The organism is Pseudoflavonifractor sp. 60, assembly GCF_009911645.1.
Taxonomy (GTDB): Bacteria; Bacillota; Clostridia; order Oscillospirales; family Oscillospiraceae; genus Lawsonibacter.
Window position 1 is genome coordinate 1 of the sequence record NZ_QWKI01000123.1, and the last position, 18,241, is coordinate 18,241.

Sequence of the window (18,241 nt, forward strand, 5' to 3'; positions counted from 1 at the left end):
CCCCCACAAGCGGCGAAGCCGCTTGTCCCCTTTGGCAAAGGGGGCCCCTGAGCGAAGCGAGGGCGGGGGATTGTTATCGGCAGACTACCTTCTATTTCAGCTTTTAAGTAGAAGCAGTGCCTGCAAATCAATCCCCACCGCACCGCTCCGCCCCTTTTCAAAGGGGCCAGGCTGCCTGCGGGCGGGACGGGGGATGAGCCCTGCGAAGCAGGGCAATACAAGCGGCGAAGCCGCCAGAAAATTCAACTGCCGCCCCTCCGGTACAGACTGGAGGGGCGGCGGTTTTTACGTCTGAGCGAACAGGCGCTGGGCGGAGCCCTCGGCCATATGCTGGGCGGCGGAAAGCAGTTCCTCCCGGGACATAGCCATATCCTGGGCGAACCACTCCTTGAGCAGCCCGATGGCCCCCCAGGTGAGGAAGCTGAGGTAGTAATCTGTCAGGCTCTTATCCGTGGGATGGAACCAGTCCTCCACCAAGGCGTCGCCGTTGCGGCAGATGAGCTGCTGGAGGGACTGGATGAAGCTGCTGGCCTCGCTGCTGGAAAAGAGGGTTGCACAGACATCTCTGCGGCTCACTGCGAAGTCCAGCAGCGGTTCCAGCACCGGACGCACTGTACCGCCGGCCACCGTTTCCTGAATGTGAGCGTCGATGAGGGATTGCAGTTCCTCCAGCAATTCCTCCTCCACGCTTTTCAGCAGATCTGCGGTGCCCGAGTAGTGCAGATAGAAGGTCCCGCGGTTCATGTCGGCCTCCTCCGCGATATCCCGGACCGAAATTTCAGAAAAGGATTTCTGCTTCATCAGCTCCAACAGACTCTGCTTCAGTAGCTTTTTGGACCGGCGTGCCCGGCGGTCCTCAGGATTTTTTAACATAATGACGCCTCCTTAGGGACATACTAGACATTTTTTTCTTTTTGTCTATTGACCAACTCAACTGCTGCTATTATAATCAACATCAGTTAATAAGTCAACGCCTTTTGCATTAAAACGCTTTGGTTGATTATTCTTAGGAGGAATGCCCCATGACACGACACAGCAGATTAACCCGCATCACCGCACTGGTGCTGGCCGCTCTGACAGCGGGGACAGCCATGGTTCCCGTCTGCGCTGCCCCCATCGATGACGGTGTGACCCCGATCTATGACGAGGCCTACTATGCGACCCTGGACTACTACGGCAACCTGACCCAGGGCAGTGTGGTCAAGAGCTACACCTTGAACGGCGCCAGCTCCCTGACCGATTATGGCGTCTATGACCAGGTGGTCAACCTGACCGACGGCACCGTCCCTACCTCGGGCAGTGGGCGGACCGCCTTCCAGTTTGACCAGGCCCCCGACCACTTCTATTTCGAGGGCAAGACCTCCGCCCCCTTCCAGAACCTGCCCTGGACCATAACTCTGCGCTACACCCTTAACGGTGTACCCGCCAGGGCGGAGGAGCTGGCGGGGAAGACGGGAGTGGTGGAGATTTTGCTGGACCTGGTACCCAACGAGGGGGCCAGCGACTACGCCCGCTACAACTACACTCTGGCGGCGGCGGCCATGTTCAACCAGGACGACATCCTCTCTCTGGAGGCCCCCGGGGCACAGGTACAGCTGGTGGGCAACCTGCGCACGGTGCTGTTTATGGCTTTGCCCGGGGAGGAACAGCACTTCACCATCCGGGTGGGCAGCGACAGCTTCGCCTTTGAGGGCATGACCTTCCTGATGATGCCCGCAACCCTGGCCCAGCTGGAGGAGATCAACAAGCTGAGCCAGCGCAAGGACGACCTGGAGGAGGACTACCGGGCCCTGTCCGGCAGTCTGGACAACCTGCTGGACGCCCTCAACGACATTCAAGGCGGGCTGTACGCCTCCGCCAAGGGCCTGGACCAGCTGAACACTGCCCGTGGGACCATCTCCAACGGCAAGGGCCTGATTTATGATGAGGCGGGCGTGCTCCGGGGGGACCTGTCCAACATAGCCGGCCTGCTGGAGCCGGTAGAGCAGCGGGCCCAGACTCTGAGCCAGACCATTACCGACTCCCAGGCCGTCCTCAACACCATAACTGACTCCACGGTGTTGCTCCAGGAGCGGCTCAAGGAGCTGGAAAACGCCCTGGCCGGTCTGGAGAGCGGCACCAGCGACGTACAGGACCTGCTGGAGAGCGCGGCGGACATGAAGGAGAGTCTGGACGCCCTGGCCAGCGCCCTGGGGGGCGTGAGCATCTCCACCGGGGGGAGCTCCGTCTCGGGCACTGCCACTGTGAAGAAGGTGCGGGAGGTCCACAGCGTCTACGAGACCGCCCGCAGCGGAAACCGTCAGGCCGCTTTCGCGGGGCTGATGGAGCTCCAGGGGGCGGACTCCTCCAACGCCGCCCAGGCCGCCCAACTGGCCCAGGCCCTGGAACAGGGGGCCAGCGAGGAGCAGATCATCGCCCTCCAGACCAAGGAGCAGATTTTTGCCCACGTCCCCGGTGTGACCGAGGAGAACTATGCCGCCATTCTGGCCTCCCCGGCGGGTATGGCCATTCAGGCCCAGGTGAGCCAGACCATCCGGGCTCAGCTGCCCAGCGTGCGCCAGCTGGAGGCCCTGTATCAGGCGGCCAGGTCCCTGTCCTTCCAGCAGTTCTGCGAAAAGCTCCCCGGCATCTCCAAGGAGCAGGCCAAGCAGATGAACGACCTGTGGCTGATCGAGAGCGGCGGCAAGCAGGCCCAGGATATTGCCGCCCCGGCCCTCTCCGCCGCCGTCACCGCCATGGGGACCGGTACCAGCGCCATGCCGGCGGCCCTGGCGGGCAGTATGTTTGTGAACGCGGCGGCGATTGCGGGAATTGAGGTCCAGGATGAGGAGCCCCCCGTCCAGGAGGAGTCCCCCGCCGAGCCTCCCGAACAGGAATCCCCCGAACAGCCCCCGGAGAGCGAGACCCCCGAGACTCCCGATGAGATTCCCGATACCTCCGACGAGAACCAGAGCGCGGGCAGTGCGGCGGTAGACCTGATTGCCGGCGGCCTGGACAGCGCCAACGAGAAGATCAACCAGATCCAGCGGGAGCTGAGCAGCACCCTGGACCGGATCACCAATCCCACCGCCCGGGTCGTGCGGGATCTGGCCAGCCTGTGCGCCCAGCTGGACGACCTGGTGGACCTGCTGGACGACGCAGCCGACACCTCCGCCGCCCTGCGCAAGGCATCCCAGCAGATTCGGGACATTCTGGGCGGGGTCGACGCCCTGCGCCTTGTGCTGAACGACTGTGAGCCCGTCCTCCAGGAGGCGCTGGCCAATGTGGGGTCCCTGAGCACCTCCGCCGTGACCACCATCCGGGATCTGAACACCCTTCTGGCCGACGCCGAGGCTCTGATGAAGACCTCCGGCGACCAGCTGGACGCGGGGACCAGGCAGTCCCTCCAGGGGCTGTCCGCCGCCCTGCGCCAGACCGCCAAGGCCCTGGCCGCCACCGGCGATGTCCGGGACGCCAAGACCACCATCACCGATATTATCGAGGACACCTGGAACGAGTACACCGGCGATGTAAACAATATCCTGCTGATGGATGCCGGGGCGGAGCCCGTCTCCCTCACTGACAGCCGCAATCCCGCCCCCTCCAGCATTCAGATTCTCATCCGCACCCAGGAGATCAAGGAGGAGGATGCCAAGAACGACGCAGAGACGGTGGCCGTGAAGGAACAGACCACCTTCTGGGATCGCGTTGCCCAGATGTTCCGGGATTTCTGGAACGCCATCACCGGTGTGTTCCACTGAGAGGAGGGGAGTTTCCATGCTGGACAAAATTGCCCATTGGCTGACCCGAAAGCCCAAGCTGGTGGCACTGGCGGCGGTGCTGCTGCTGATCCCCTCGGCGCTGGGCTATGTGGCGACCCGCGTTAACTATGATATCCTCTCCTACCTCCCCCAGGATCTGCCCTCCGCCCAGGGCGAGAAGCTGCTGGAGGACCCCTTCCATATGGCCGCCACCAGTATGCTGATGGTGGATGGGATGCCTGCGGGCTACTCCAACCAGCTGATTAACGAGATTAAAAAGGTCCCCGGGGTCTCCAACGCCATCTGGCTGTCCAATATGGTGGGCATTCAGATCCCTGTGGAGATGATCCCCGCCTCCTTCCGGGATATCTTCTTCTCCGGAAGCGCCACGATGATGATTATTCAGTATGAGTACCCTGGCGCGTCGGACGAGACCATGGAGGCCATTGACCAGATCCGGGCGCTGTGCAATGAGAAATGCTTCCTGGCCGGCTTCTCTGTGGTGGTTCGGGACACCTGCGCCATCATGGACAAGGAGCTGCCCGTGTTTGTGGCCCTGGCGGTGGTGCTGGCCCTGGCCGTCATGCTGCTGACCCTGGAGTCCTTCGCCCTGCCCCTGGTGTTCCTGACAGGGATCGGTATGGCCATTGTCTACAACTTCGGTACCAACATTTTCCTGGGAGAAATCTCCTACATCACTAAGGCCATTGCCGCCGTCCTCCAGCTGGGCGTCACCATGGACTACTCCATCTTCCTCTACCACCGGTACATGGAGGAGCGGAAGCACTATGATGACATTCGGGACGCTATGGCCCAGGCAATTGTGGCCGCCTTCCGTTCTCTGTCCGGCTCCAGCGCCACCACCATCGCCGGATTTCTGGCCCTGTGCTTCATGCAGATGACCCTGGGCAAGAATATCGGCCTGGTCATGGCCAAGGGGGTTGTGCTGGGCATTGCCACCGTCATCTTCGTCCTGCCCTCCCTGGTGCTGATTTTTGACAAGTATATTGTCCGCTTCGCCCACCGTCCCTTCCTGCCCAGTATGCACCACATCAACGCCTTCGTCATCCGCCACAGGCGGGCCTTCGCGGTGCTGATGCTGCTGCTGGTGGCCCCCGCCTGGTACTCCCAAAACCACACCACCATGTACTACAAGCTGGACGAGTCCCTGCCCCGGGATCTGCCCTCCATTGTCAGCAACGAGAAGCTGAAAAAGGACTTTGATATGGCCGTGTCCCACTTCATCCTCCTGCGGGACGACCTGACCCCCGCCCAGATGAGCGACATTGAGACCCGGATGGAAGAGGTCCCTGGGGTCACCAGCGTACTGAGCTACCACAAGATTCTGGGCACCGGCATCCCCGACTTCTTTATACCGGAGGATGTGCGGGATATTCTGAAGCAGGGCGGCTACCAGATGATGATGGTCAACTCCAACCGGGAGCCTGCCACCGACAGCGTAGCCGAGCAGCTGGACCAGATGCAGGCCATCCTCGACGACCACGACCCCAACGCCATGATTACCGGCGAGGGAGCCATGTACCGGGACCTGATCGAGACCATGAACGTGGATATTATGGTAACCAACATCATCTCCATCGCCGCCATCTTCCTGATTATCGCCATTGTGTTCAAGTCCATCTCCATCCCGGCGGTGCTGGTGGCCACCATCGAGCTGGCCATCGTCATCAACCAGGGCATGAGCTATTTCACTGGCGCCGAGGTCTGCTTCATCGCCCCCTGTATCATCAGCTGTATCCAGCTGGGGGCCACCGTGGACTACGCCATTCTGATGACCTCCCGGTTCCAGGACGAGCTGAGATCGGGCAAGGACCGGCTGGAGGCCATTCAGATTGCGGCGGACTCCTCCGACGCCTCCATTATCACCAGCGCCCTGGTGCTTTTTGCCGCGACCCTGGGGGTATCCTTCGTCTCCTCCATCGACCTGATTGGGGCCATCTGTACCATGCTGGCCCGGGGCGCCTTTATCTCCGCCCTGGTGAGCATCTTCCTGATGCCGGCGGTGCTGTGCGTATGCGAGCCCCTGTTCCAAAAGACCAGCCTCCACTGGCGGACCAGTCCCCCCGAGAAAAAGGGCAGAAAAAAAGAGGAGCAGCCCACGGCGGGCGTCTCCCAATAATTCAAACGTCCGTACCTCCCATAAGGGAGGTGCGGACGTTTTTATGGGGCGGCGGAGACGCTGGATTGGCGGATGGCCTCCCCCTCCCAGCCCCGCTTCAGCTCATAGACCCGGCGGAAGTAGGAGGAAATATCGTCCTCCATGCCCCTGTTCAGCCAGTCGATGATGTTGCCGAAGCACTCGCACCGGTGGTAGCGGATGAGCACCTCCTTGTCCCCGGGGGCGATCTGCCGCCCGGCGAAGCCCGCCTCTATGTAGGAGGTCACCACATAGCGGCAGACCTCCATCAGATACTGCTCAAACAGGTCCCGGCTCACCGAGTTGTAGATGTGGAGCACCGCCCGCTTGTTTTGCAGGAGGAAGTCCACCGCCGCGTCCAGGCCCTGCTCCAGGGAGTCCACCGTGGGGTGGCGGCGGATGAGCAGGTCCACCTGTTCGGCCACGATCTCGTCGATGAGGGCGGGGAGCCCCTGGTAGTGATAGTAGAAGGAATTGCGGTTGACGCCGCAGACCTCCACAATGTCCTTGACCGTGATCCGGTTCAGGGGCCGCTGGTCCAGCAGGCGCATAAAGGCGTCCTTTATGGCCTGTTTGGCGGAGCTGGACACGGGAAACACCTCCTCTGCCTCAATGGCTGTGTGATGCAGTATATCACACTTTCCCAATTTTGAACAGAGGAAAAAGCTGTGGATTCACAGGGGATGGAACAGGGGGCGCATCCCTTCGAAGGTGCAGAACTCCCGGAAGCCGATCTCCCGCAGGATCTCCCGCACCTCGGGGAAGTGGTCGGCCAGGTAGGGGACCTGGTGGGCGTCGGAGCCCAAGGTCAGGACCCGGCCCCCCAGCTCGTGGTACAGCTCCAGGATGGACTCCGAGGGGGTCAGGTCCTGCAAACCGTAGCGGAAGGAGGAGGTGTTGACCTCGATGCCCTTGCCATCGGCAATGGCCCGGCGGAGGATCTTCTCCACCAGGGGCAGGATCTTCTGGTCGGGGTAGAGGCCGTAGGGGTCGTACCGCTTGATCATGTCCAGGTGGCCCAGGATGGAGTAGCCCTGATAGCCCTCCATCACGTCGTAAATGGCCTGGTAGTAGGCGGCGTGGAACTCCTCCTGGCGCTTCCCCTCCTGAAACTGGCCGTTCCAGAACTCCTGGTTGTCCACCTGGTGGCAGCTGAGGATGACGAAGTCGAAGGGCCAGGTCTGGAGGTCGGCCTGATACTGGGGGATGGTCTCCCGCTGGACGCCAAACTCAATGCCTGCCCGGATGGCGATCTTCCCCCGGTACTTCTCCCGCATCTGGTCCAGGGCGGCGAAGTAGGCGGGATAGTCGCAGTTCACAACGGTTTTCACGCCGTAGTCCACGTGCTCGGTGAAGCAGATTTCAGACAGTCCCAGCTCCAGGGCCCGGCGGATCATGTCCTCCATGGGGGTCTGGGAGTCGTCGCTGAAGGCGGTGTGGACGTGGTAGTCTGCGGTAAGACAGCGGTTCATTGGGGCGCTCCTTTCTCTGTGCTGCGCAGCAGCGACTCATGGGCGGCGGTCATCAAAAGGAGGATGACCAGAAGATAGGGGGCAAACAGGGCGGGGGAGACGTGGTGGGCGATGAGGCCGAAGAGGGGCGGCATAAGGCAGGTGCCCACATAGGCGCTGGCCATCTGGACCCCGATGACGGCCTGGGACCGGTCCGCGCCGAAGTGGACGGGGGTGGAGTGGATGAGAGAGGGGTAGATGGGGGCGCAGCCCAGCCCCACCAGGACCAGCCCCGCCAGAGAGGCCCCCTCCCCCAGAGGGAGGAGCAGGGCGGCCACCCCTACGGCGGCGGTCCCCTGGCCCAGGCGGACCATCTGGACGTCGCTGAGCTTCAGAGTCAGGAAACCGCACAGCCCCCGTCCCGCCGTGATGCCGATAAAGAACAGTCCGGCAAAGCGGGCCGCCGTCTCCGGGGATATCCCCTTTTGCAGCACCAGGTAGCTGCTGGCCCACAGGATGGCGGTCTGCTCCAGGGCGCAGTAGCAGAAGAAGGCCCCCATCACCGCCTTGGCCCCGGGGATGCGGAAGATTTCTCCCAAGCCCAGGGCCGGAGCCGCCCCCTCTCCCCCGCCTCCGCCCCGGTGCTTCCACAGGGGGAGGCTGAACAGCAGGACTGCGGTCAGCCCCGCCTGGAGCAGGCTGATGGTCCGGTAGCCCGTATTCCAGCCCCGGCCGGCGGCAAGGGCCCAGCCCATAATGTAGGGTCCGGCGGTGGCCCCCAGCCCCCACATGCAGTGCAGCCAGCTCATGTGGCGGCTGGCGTAGTGGAGGGCCACATAGTTGTTCAGGGCGGCGTCCACGCTCCCCGCCCCCAGTCCGTAGGGGACGGCCCACAGGCACAGCTGCCAGTAGGTCCCGCTGACCGAGAAGCCCAAGAGGGCCAGGGCGGTCATCCCCACGCTGACGGCGGTGACCCTGCCCGTTCCCAGCTTTTTGGTGAGGAGGTCGCTGAACAGGCTGGAGATAATGGTGCCCAGGGCGATAATCATGGAAATTCCCCCCGCCCAGGACATGGGGACCCCCAGCCCGGCGTACATGGAGGGCCAGGCGGAGCCCAGCAGGGAGTCGGGCAGGCCCAGGCTGATGAAGGCCAGGTAGATGATAAGTAAAAGCAGGGGCACGGCAGACACCTCATTTCACAAATCTCGGGCGCGCTATCATAATATGGTATCCGCGCCGGATTTTCTATCAATACTCAGCCAGAAATTTGCACAATCACGCCAAAAACTTTTGCCCACAGCCGCCCCCTTCTATGGTAGAATAGGAGGACAAAGGAGTGAGCTGTTATGATGCAAGGATTTCTGCGCCAGGCGGCTGCCGGACAGCCTGTGTTTCTCCCCGACGTGCGGGCGGCCTTTCAGCGCCAGGGGACCCTGCCCTTCCACATCCACGTGACCCTCTACGACGGCTCTGTCCGGGTCTTCCCCCTGACCCTGCCCCGGACCCGGGGAGAGGCGGAGGCGGACTTTGCGGCGGAGTATCTCTACGCCCATATTTACAATATCCTCTCCGCCCTGGGGGCGGTGAAGGTGGAGCTCTATTGGGACCCCGCAGGGGGGACGGAGCTGGCCGGAAGCCTGGACCGGGTGTTCCAGACCCGGCTGGAGAAGGGGGCGCGCACCGGCTACGGCAAGTGCCTCAACGTAAACGAGCGGGTTCTGAACGCCCTGTTTCAGGGGCGGGAGGGGTTCCGGTTCTGTCTGCTTGACGTCAAGGAGGAGCCCGCCGTGCCGGAGGCGGCCCGCCCCGCCCCTCTCCGGCCCGTCTTTGACCAGCTGCCCGCCCGGACCCGGGGCAAGCTGCTGCTGGGCATGGACGTGGGGGGCACCGACGTGAAGCTGGCGGTGAGCGCAGACGGGGACCTGGTCCTGTGCAAGGAGTTCGACTGGTTCCCCGCCGCCTTTGCCCGGGGGGAGGAGCTCACCGGTCCCCTGTTGCTGCTGACCCGTCTGATGCGGGCGGCGGGCAGTCTGTGCCAAGCCGGGCGGGGGGCGGAGGTGGTCCACTCCGCCCTGGAGCGGCGGGCCACTCTGACGGAGATGGAGCGGGCGGCGGAGACCATGGAGAGGGCCGCCGGCGGGGACCTGCGGAGTTTCAACGCCATCGGCCTGTCCTTCCCCGACGTGGTGATTCAAAACCGGATTGTGGGGGGCGAGACCCCCAAGACCCAGGGGATGCGGAACAACCCCCTGCTGGACTACGAGGAGCAGTTTGCCAAAATCACCGGACTGAATGCGGACCTGGCCGCCTATACCGTCCCCGGCGGGCCGGTGCGGTGCGTCAACGACGGACCCATGGCCGCCTTCACCGCCGCGGTGGAGCAGGCGGCGGGGGGCGCGGACCTGTCCCAGGGCTTTTTCGCCCACTCCCTGGGCACCGACCTAGGCACCGGCTGGGTCCTGCCCGACGGCTCCATCCCCGACCTCCCCCTGGAGGTGTACAACTTCATCCTCGACCTGGGCAGCCGGGACCAGCGGGACCGCTTCGACCCGGAGGACGTCCGCAGCAACCGCAGCGTCAACACCGGCCTGCCCGGGGCGCTGCAAAAGTACGCCAGCCAGTGGGGGGTGTTCCGGCTGGCCGCCCACCGCCTGCCCCGGGAGGACCCGGCGCTGTTTCAGGAGGCGGTGGACCGGGGGCTGTTCCGGTGGGAGGGGGACCGGCTCATTGTCCCCACAGAGCCGGAGGATATGCGCAAGCCCTGTCTGGAGTTTTTTATGGAGCAGGCCGCCCGGAGTCAGGGGGCGGCGGAGCTGTTCCGGGAAATCGGCGAATATCTGGCCGTCACCGCCCAGGAGCTGAACTGGATCCTCCGGCCCGAGGCCCGGGAGCGGACCCTCTTTGGCCGTCTGGTCATGCGCCCGGCGTGCTTTGGGCTGATCCGGGAGGGGGCGGCCCGGCGGGACCCGTCCCTGAGGCTGTCCGCCGCCGGGGGGGACCTGGCCAACACCCGCCTCATGGGCCAGCTGGACCGGCGGCCCGGCTGTACGGCGGCCCAGTTCGCTCAGGCGGTGGGGGCAATCTACTACAGCGTCTCTTGAATACAAAAGCATCGGGAAACCCCCAGGGGTCTCCCGATGTTTTTATCTGTTTGGGGTCAGGGGGAGCCGGTCTCCCCGTCCCGCTTGCCCCGGTAGATCAGCAGGGCGTCCAGCAGATAGAGCAGACCCTTTCGCAGCTCAGGGGACATCTGCCGGTACTGCGCCAGCAGCCGCTCCTCGTCAGAGGGGAGAGGGGACCTGTTCAGCCCCAGCAGCTGGTCCGCCGAGGCCTGGTACAGCCGCAGCAGAATGGCCAGCGTCTCCAGGTCGGGCTCCGCGACTCCGTTTTCATAGCCGGAGAGGGTTTTGTTGTTAATGCCGGTCATCGCCATGACCTGCACCTGTGTCAGCTCACGGCGTTCCCGGGCCAGCCGCAGGGCCGGTCCCAGTTCTGTCATACAGCGCGCCCCCTTTTCTTATATTTTAAGACACAGGCGGGGACTTCTCCTATTTTTCTTAAATTTAATGATTTTTATATTGATTTCCCAGATACTAAGAATTATAATAGCGGAGCCGGAAAGGGGGAAGGGGCAAAATTTTCTAAAAACGGCAAATTTCCCTTGACCTTCCCCCTGCTGGAAGGTGTACGGTGGGGTCAGAGAGAAATCTTTCCCAAATCTTAACCCTTTTCTTAACCGCTGTCTTTATGGCCGGGAGGTAAGGTGGGAAACAGGAGGTCTCCCGGCGCGGGGCCAAAAATTTAATGGAAATTTTATCTTTTCTTTTGAAAAATGTAAGGAACGTCCGCTACAATGGTCCCCGCAGAGATAGACCGGAACACCGGAATGACATAATCCAAATCTGGAAGTGAGGAGAATGAATATGGAAACCACATCTGTTGCAACCCCGGAAGCGCCCCAGCAGACAAAACGAAAGCTGCCGGCCCTCCGCCTGCCCGGGGGGCGGAAGGGGAAAAAGTGGGCCCGCAGAATCGCCGTCCTGGCCTTGATCGGCCTGGGCGCGGCCTGGTTCGCCCTGAAGCCCGGCGGCGCCCCCGGGGCGGCCCTGGCCGGGCAGTACGTGCCGGATACCGTCCAGCGCCGGGACCTGACCGTCTCCGTCTCGGGTACGGGCACCGTGACCCCCATCGAGTCCTACTATCTCAAGCCCCTGGTCACCGGCGAGGTGGTAGAGGCCCCCTTCGAGGTGGGGGACCGGGTGGAGAAGGGCCAGCTGCTTTACCGCCTGGACGCCAGGGACGCGGAGATGAGCATCCAGCAGGCGGAGCTGTCTGTCCGTCAGGCCCAGAAGAGCTATGACGACCTGGCCGCCAACCTCACCGTCCGGGCCGCGGAGGGGGGCGTGGTCCAGCAGGTGCTGGTGCAGAAGGGGGACCTGGTCTCCCCGGGAACTCCCATCGCTGAGATTGCCGACACCTCCACTCTGACCGCGGTGATCCCCTTCCACTCCGCCGACGCCCAGCAGATTTCCGCCGGCCAGGCCGCCCAGGTGACCATCGCCGGCACCATGGAGACCCTGTCCGGCACGGTGGAGTCGGTGTCCACCGCCGACTTGGTGGGGACCGGCGGGGCCCTGGTGCGGAATGTGAAGATTCGGGTCAGCAACCCCGGGGCCCTCACCGCCGCCAACGCCGCCACCGCCCAGGTGGGAGACATCGCCTGTGCCGGCAGCGCCAATTTTGAGGAGGCCCTGCGCCAGACCGTGGTGGCTCAGGCCAGCGGCGAGGTGACCGACGTCCCTGTCACCGCCGGCAGCCGGGTATCCGCCGGCGGGGCCCTGGCCGTCCTGGGCGGGACCGCCGCCCGGAGCACCCTGGAGGACCTGGCCATCAACCTGGAAAACGCCAAACTCTCCCTCCAGCGGGCCCAGGATACGTTGGAGAACTACACCATCACCGCCCCCATCTCGGGCACCGTCATCGAGAAGAACATCAAGGCGGGGGACAACGTGAACAATATCGAGTCCGGCTCCCTGGCCGTGATCTACGACTTGAGCTACTTAAAGCTGGAGATGAACATCAGTGAGCTGGACCTGAGCAAGCTCCAGGAGGGCCAGAGGGTCGATATCACCGCCGACGCCATCCCCGGCCAGGTCTTTGAGGGCCGGGTGGACCGGGTGAGCATCAACGGCACCACCACCAATGGCTTTACCACCTACCCCGCCACCATCCTCCTGGAGGACTACGGCGGGCTGAATCCGGGGATGAACGTGTCCGCTGACATCATTGTGGAGCAGACGAAAAACGCCCTGTCCGTCCCCGCCTCTGCGGTCCAGCGGGGAGACACCGTTCTGGTCCCTCTGGAGGGCTGTCTGGCCGAGGACGGGGTCACCATCGCCGACCCCGCCAGCGTGGAGGAGCGGAACGTGACCCTGGGGGGCAGCGACGGGACCTATGTGGAGATCACCTCCGGCCTCAGCGAGGGGGACATGGTCCTGGCGCCCGCCCAGAGCGGTATGGACGCGGGCGGCGGCAGCGCTGCCGTGTCCTAGGGAGGTCGATGAACCTTGGAACACCTCATTGAACTGAAAAACATCTACAAAATCTACCAGATGGGCTCCGAGACGGTCCACGCCCTGGACGGGGTTGATTTGACCATCGATCAGGGGGAGTTTGTGGCTATCGTGGGCTCCTCCGGCTCCGGCAAGTCCACCGCCATGAATATCATCGGCTGTCTGGATGTGCCCACCTCGGGGACCTACCACCTGGGGGGCGTGGACGTGTCCACCATGGACGACGACCAGCAGGCGGAGATCCGCAACAAAATGCTGGGCTTCATCTTCCAGCAGTACAACCTGATCCCCAAGCTGACGGTGCTGGAAAATGTGGAGCTCCCCCTGCTCTATGCCGGGGTGCCCGGGGAGGAGCGGCGGGAACGGGCCCTGCGCTCCCTGGAGCGGGTAGGGCTGGCGGACAAGGGGAAAAACCTGCCCTCTCAGCTGTCCGGCGGCCAGCAGCAGCGGGTGTCCATCGCCCGGGCCCTGGCCGGAGACCCCAGCCTGATCCTGGCCGACGAGCCCACCGGCGCTCTGGATTCCCGCACCGGGCGTGAGGTGCTGAAATTCCTCAAGCAGCTGCACCGGGAGGGAAATACGGTGGTCCTCATCACCCACGACAACTCCATCGCCATCAAGGCGGACCGCATTGTCCGCCTCCAGGACGGAAAAATCATCTACGACGGGGATTCCCGCGACCCCCGGGCGGTGGTCCAGCCCCACGGCGCAGAGGAAGAGGAGGTGGAGAGCGCATGAACTTCACCCAGTCCTTCCGCCTGGCCATCAAGTCCCTGACCACCAGTAAAATGCGGGCCCTGCTCACTATGCTGGGCATCATCATCGGCGTGGGAGCGGTGATTGTGATTCTCTCGTTGGGCAACGGCCTCACCGGCATGGTCCAGCAGCAGATCGACAAGATGGGCATCAACATGATCCAGGCCCAGCTCTGGTCTGTGGGAGACGGCATGATGCCCGACCCGGAGGAGCTGTATGAGCTGGTAGACGGCAATCCGGATGTCCTCACCGGCGTGTCCCCCTACATCAACCTGGGCGGCGTGGTCCGCCACGGGGACGAGAAGTTTGACCGGACTAGCGTGTACGGGGTCAGCGAGATCATGTACAATGCCGCTACCAACTACACCATGGACGGTGAACAGCTGGCCAAGGGCCGCTTTATCAGCTACATGGACGTGGAGCGCCGGGAGGCGGTCTGCGTTATCGGGGCCTATCTGGAACAGGAGGCCTTCAACGGCGACGCCCTGGGGAAACAGCTGTCCATCAATGGCCGGACCCTCACCGTGGTGGGGGTGCTGAAGCGCAACGCCGAGCTGGAGATGCTCCCCGGCAGTCAGGACGATCAGATTTATATGCCCTATAGTACCGTCATGGAGATTATTGGCGACCGGTGGGTAGGCATATACATCTTCACCAGCACCTCCGGCGAGACCGCCGACGCCGCCAAAAGGGTGATTGAGGCCTACCTCAACGATTTCTACCGGACGGACGACGGCATGTATAATTACTTCTACATTATCACCATGGCCGAGCAGGCCAACCAGATCAACGGCATGATGGGGGTGGCTATGGGCGTGCTGGTGGCCATCGCTGCGATCAGCCTTCTGGTGGGCGGCATCGGCATCATGAATATCATGCTGGTCTCCGTCACCGAGCGCACCCGGGAGATCGGCGTGCGCAAGTCCCTGGGGGCCAAGCGGAAGGACATCCGCAGCCAGTTCGTCATTGAGGCGGGCACCACCTCCGCCATTGGGGGCCTGCTGGGCATCGGCTTTGGCTGTCTGCTGGCAAAGGCCCTGGAGGCCCTGCTGGGGGGTATGCTGGTGGCCAGCCTGGGGACCAGCGGCATCACCTTCAACGCAAGCCCAACCCTGGGGGCCATCGGCCTAAGCTTCGGGGTCTCTGTGGGCATCGGCATCCTCTTCGGCTACCTGCCCGCCAACAAGGCGGCGAAGCTGAACCCCATCGACGCCCTGAGATACGACTGACTCCCTCTCTTCTTTCTTTTTATAAAAAGAAAGAAACAAAGAAAAATTTTTGGAAAAAACTTCGTTTTTTCACAGAAGCGCTGAGCCGCGCGTTGTGAGCAGGCGAGGCGTGACAACGTTGGAGCGAGAGTTCGAGCCATCGTGAGCAGCGCAGCAAGCAAAACGAAGTTTTGCGCAAAAGTTTCTTTTTCGCTTCCTTTTTCTTTTCAAAGAAAAAGGAAGAAAAGAAAGGAAGGATATTATGAGAAGAAAGCTGTTAGCGGCGACTTTAGCGCTCTGCATGGCGCTGACGCTGGCGGTCCCGGCGCTGGCCTCGGGAAGCGCGGCGTCGCTGGAGGACGCGGTTCAGGCGGTGAACGCCCTGGGCATTGTGGACCAGACAGAAAATCTGTCTGCCAAGGTGAGCCGGGCGGAATTTGTGGCAATGGCCATCAAGGCGTCCCCCGGAGGAGACGGCGTGGGCCAGGCCTCCTCCTCCCCCTACCCCGACGTGCCCCGGACCCACTGGGCCAGCGGCTATGTGGAGGCGGCGGTGAGCCGGGGGATGGTCTCCGCGTTCAGCGACGGCACCTTCCGCCCGGAGCGGGAGATCACGCTGGCGGAGGCCGCCGGCATGGTCCTGACGCTGCTGGGCTACAGTCAGGAGGACTTCTCCGGCGCCTATCCCACCGGACAGCTGTCCATGCTCCGCAGCCTGAAGCTGGACCGGGGGATGACCGCCGCCAGTGCGGCCAGCTCCCTGAGCCGGCAGGACGCGGTCTATCTCTTCTACAACCTGCTCTCCGCCCGGACCAAGGAGGGGACCCCCTACATTCAGCTGCTGGGCCACAGCCTGGACGCCTCGGGCAAGCCCGACCTGGTCTCTCTGGTGAACGGGGAGATGGAGGGCCCGGTGGTGGTCCAGAGCGGCTGGCAGAGAGAGCTGGGCTTTGTTCCTGCCAAGGTGTACCGCAACAACAGCGCGGCGGCGCTGGACAACATTCAAAATTACGACATTGTCTACTGGAACGCCTCCATGGGCACGGTGTGGGCCTACGCCAAGAAGGCCACCGGCACCATCCAGGCCATTGAGCCCTCCGGCGCGGCCCCCACCTCGGTGACGGTGGCGGGGCGGACCTACGCCATTGAGAGCTCCGCCGCCGCCTACGCCCTGTCCGACCTGGGGCAGTATCACCTGGGCAGTACGGTGACTCTGCTGCTGGGCCGCAGCGGCGGAGTTGCGGCGGTGGCCGACGTGTCCGCCAGCGCCGGGGAGCGCATCGGCGTGGTGCTGGAGGCGGTGAAATCCTCCCACCCCGACGGGGACGGGGGGACCTACAGCGCCCAGACTGTGACCATCCTGGCCACCGACGGCCAGACTTATCAGTATCAGGCCGGGGGCAACTACCAGGCGGGCAATGTGGTCCGGGCCACCGTGGCCGCCAAGGAGGGGACCATCTCCCTGCGGGGACTGTCCGCCGCGGCCCTGGAGGGCACGGTGAGCGCCGACGGGACCAAGCTGGGTCAATACGCATTTGCCCCAGGGGCGGAGATTCTGGATGTGGGCAACAAGCAGGGGGCGGTCATCTCCCCGGAGCGGCTGGCGGGGCTGAAGCTGGACCGGAGCAAGGTGCGCTACTACGCCCTGAATCCCCAGGGGGAGATTGAGACCCTCATCCTCAGCGACGTCACCGGAGACGCCTATCACTACGGCGTTCTGACCCAGTTTGAGGAGCAGGGCGAGGGGACCAGCAAGTTCTTCAGCTACGAGTACGACGTGGAGGGCACGACCTACACCCTGCCGGGCACCACGACCCGCTTCCTGCTGGAGGGGGCTCCTATCCGCGTGGTGGGAGAGCTGACCAATCCTGACCGGCTGTACTCCCTCACCAGCGCCGGGACCGGAGAACTGGTGGACGGTCGGTTTGCGGCGGGGAATCGGAAGTACACCCTGTCCGACCAGGTGGCGGTGTACGAGTTCCGGGGCAACCGGTACTATCTGTCCAGTCTGGCCCGGGCGGAGGAGGAGGGCAGGACCCTGACCGCCTGGTACGACAAGGAGGAGTCCCAGGGCGGGCGCATCCGCGTCATCATCGTCAAATAAACACAGCCGCGGTCCCAAACCGACGTGGGGGCCGCGGCTGTTTCAGCTCCTGAGGGATTTTCGGCGGGAAACGCAGGCTGCCCCTTGCATTTCAACCCAAAACCGCTATAATTTGAACGAAGAAAGGGGGAGATCACAATGGAGGGGTGCAGCAGTCTGGTCATCGACCGGGAGACGCTGGAGGAGCGGGTTGCCCGGAGCAGTCCAGAGTTCCCCTATGTGGCCAACCTGTGCAGCATGGAGGCCCTGATGGACCGCACCTGCCCCTGGCACTGGCACGAGGAGGTGGAGCTGTTTTACATTCGGGCCGGCGTACTGGAGTACCACCTGCCCAGCGGCTGCCACGTGTTCCAGGCGGGGGAGGGGGGCTTTCTCAACGCGGGGGTCCTCCACATGACCCGCCAGCGGGGGGAGGTCCCCTGTCTCCAGGAGGAGGTGCTCTTCCACCCCCGGTTTGTGGGCGGGGAGGAGGACAGCCTTATAAACCGGAAATACATCCGCCCTCTGGTGGAGGACCCGGGTCTGGCCCTGCTGCGGCTGGGACAGGACAGGCCAGAGGAGCGGGAGCTGCTGGAGCTGGTCCGCCAAGCCCTCGCCGTCTATCAGGGGGCGGAGCCGGGCTGGGAGCTGGAGTCCAAGGCCCAGGCCGCCCGGATGCTGCGGTACGCCCTGGAGCTGTCCCAGGGACGGGAGTGGGTCGCGCGGCCCGGTCGGAGGGCCAACAGCCTGCGGGTCAAGACCATGATGGAGTTTATGGACGCCCACTACCGTGAGAAGCTGACCCTGGACCAGATCGCTCAGGCGGGGTGCGTCAGCCCCCGGGAGTGCAGCCGCTGCTTCCAGGAGACGCTGGGTCTGAGCCCCTTCCAGTACCTCACCGACCTGCGCCTGCGCCAGTCCTGCCGCCTGCTGGCCCACACCGGACTGTCGGTGACGGAGATTGCCGTGTCCTGCGGCTTTGGGACCAGCAGCTATTTCAGCCGTACCTTCCGCTGCCGCTTCGGCTGTGCCCCCCGGGAGTACCGGAAGGACGGACAGAGGGAGAGGGGCGGTGGGGATTGATTTGCTGGCACTGCTTCGCAGGGCTCGTCCCCCGTCCCGCCCGCAGGCGGCCTGGCCCCTTTGAAAAGGGGCGGAGCGGTGCGGTGGGGATTGACCTGCTGGCATTGCTTCGACTTGAAATCTGAAATAGAAGCAGATTTCCTAAGACAATCCCCCGCCCTCGCTCCGCTCAGGCACCCCCTTTCAAAA

The 18,241-nt window shown here is 63.5% G+C and carries 13 protein-coding genes; 8 read left to right on the forward strand and 5 right to left on the reverse strand.

The annotated features are described in order from the left end of the window. Positions 1-285: 285 nt before the first annotated feature. The gene (locus D1646_RS13190; RefSeq protein WP_160636897.1) at positions 286-873 is read right to left on the reverse strand and encodes a TetR/AcrR family transcriptional regulator; all 588 of its coding nucleotides are present in this window, start codon (positions 871-873) and stop codon (positions 286-288) included. Between the two features lie 149 nt (positions 874-1,022). Between D1646_RS13190 and D1646_RS13195 the strand changes: the two genes are divergently transcribed. Further along, a complete protein-coding gene (locus D1646_RS13195) occupies positions 1,023-3,740 on the forward strand; it encodes a hypothetical protein (protein WP_160636898.1) in 2,718 nt (905 codons plus the stop codon). Positions 3,741-3,756: 16 nt separating this feature from the next. Further along, positions 3,757-5,880, forward strand: a complete 2,124-nt coding sequence (locus D1646_RS13200; protein ID WP_160636899.1) for an MMPL family transporter — start codon at positions 3,757-3,759, stop codon at positions 5,878-5,880. A gap of 41 nt (positions 5,881-5,921) precedes the next feature. Here the strand turns inward: D1646_RS13200 and D1646_RS13205 are convergent, their stop codons facing one another. From D1646_RS13205 to D1646_RS13215, 3 genes are all read right to left on the reverse strand, one after another. Further along, entirely contained in the window at positions 5,922-6,488 is a 567-nt protein-coding gene (locus D1646_RS13205; protein ID WP_160636900.1) for a TetR/AcrR family transcriptional regulator, read from the reverse strand. Positions 6,489-6,572: 84 nt separating this feature from the next. Next, entirely contained in the window at positions 6,573-7,370 is a 798-nt protein-coding gene (locus D1646_RS13210) for a histidinol-phosphatase HisJ family protein (protein WP_160636901.1), read from the reverse strand. After that, positions 7,367-8,530: an MFS transporter gene (locus tag D1646_RS13215; protein WP_160636902.1), complete on the reverse strand. Its 1,164-nt coding sequence runs from the start codon at positions 8,528-8,530 to the stop codon at positions 7,367-7,369. The genes D1646_RS13210 and D1646_RS13215 overlap by 4 nt, the downstream gene beginning before the upstream one ends. Positions 8,531-8,695: 165 nt before the next feature. Between D1646_RS13215 and D1646_RS13220 the strand changes: the two genes are divergently transcribed. Further along, positions 8,696-10,450 carry a hypothetical protein gene (locus tag D1646_RS13220; protein ID WP_160636903.1) on the forward strand — a complete coding sequence of 585 codons (1,755 nt, stop codon included), beginning with the start codon at positions 8,696-8,698 and terminating at the stop codon, positions 10,448-10,450. 56 nt (positions 10,451-10,506) lie between these two features. On the opposite strand, the gene D1646_RS13225 is transcribed toward D1646_RS13220, so the two are convergent. Beyond that, entirely contained in the window at positions 10,507-10,848 is a 342-nt protein-coding gene (locus tag D1646_RS13225; RefSeq protein ID WP_160636904.1) for a helix-turn-helix transcriptional regulator, read from the reverse strand. 424 nt (positions 10,849-11,272) lie between these two features. Here D1646_RS13225 and D1646_RS13230 point away from each other — a divergent pair, with 424 nt between their 5' ends. The 5 genes from D1646_RS13230 (at position 11,273) to D1646_RS23740 (ending at position 18,052) form a co-directional block, all read left to right on the forward strand. Next, the gene (locus tag D1646_RS13230) at positions 11,273-12,901 is read left to right on the forward strand and encodes an efflux RND transporter periplasmic adaptor subunit (RefSeq protein ID WP_160636905.1); all 1,629 of its coding nucleotides are present in this window, start codon (positions 11,273-11,275) and stop codon (positions 12,899-12,901) included. 15 nt (positions 12,902-12,916) lie between these two features. After that, complete coding sequence (locus tag D1646_RS13235) at positions 12,917-13,660, forward strand: ABC transporter ATP-binding protein (protein WP_279279943.1); 744 nt, start codon at positions 12,917-12,919, stop codon at positions 13,658-13,660. Then, positions 13,657-14,907 (forward strand): ABC transporter permease, encoded by a 1,251-nt coding sequence (locus D1646_RS13240; RefSeq protein ID WP_160636906.1) that lies wholly within the window; start codon positions 13,657-13,659, stop codon positions 14,905-14,907. Before D1646_RS13235 ends, D1646_RS13240 begins: the two co-directional genes overlap by 4 nt. 241 nt (positions 14,908-15,148) lie before the next feature. Then, on the forward strand, positions 15,149-16,990 hold the full coding sequence (locus D1646_RS13245) for an S-layer homology domain-containing protein (protein ID WP_160636907.1): 1,842 nt from the start codon (positions 15,149-15,151) through the stop codon (positions 16,988-16,990). 138 nt (positions 16,991-17,128) lie between these two features. Beyond that, positions 17,129-18,052, forward strand: coding sequence for an AraC family transcriptional regulator (locus D1646_RS23740; RefSeq protein ID WP_160636908.1), 924 nt, complete (start codon positions 17,129-17,131; stop codon positions 18,050-18,052). Positions 18,053-18,241: the final 189 nt, after the last annotated feature.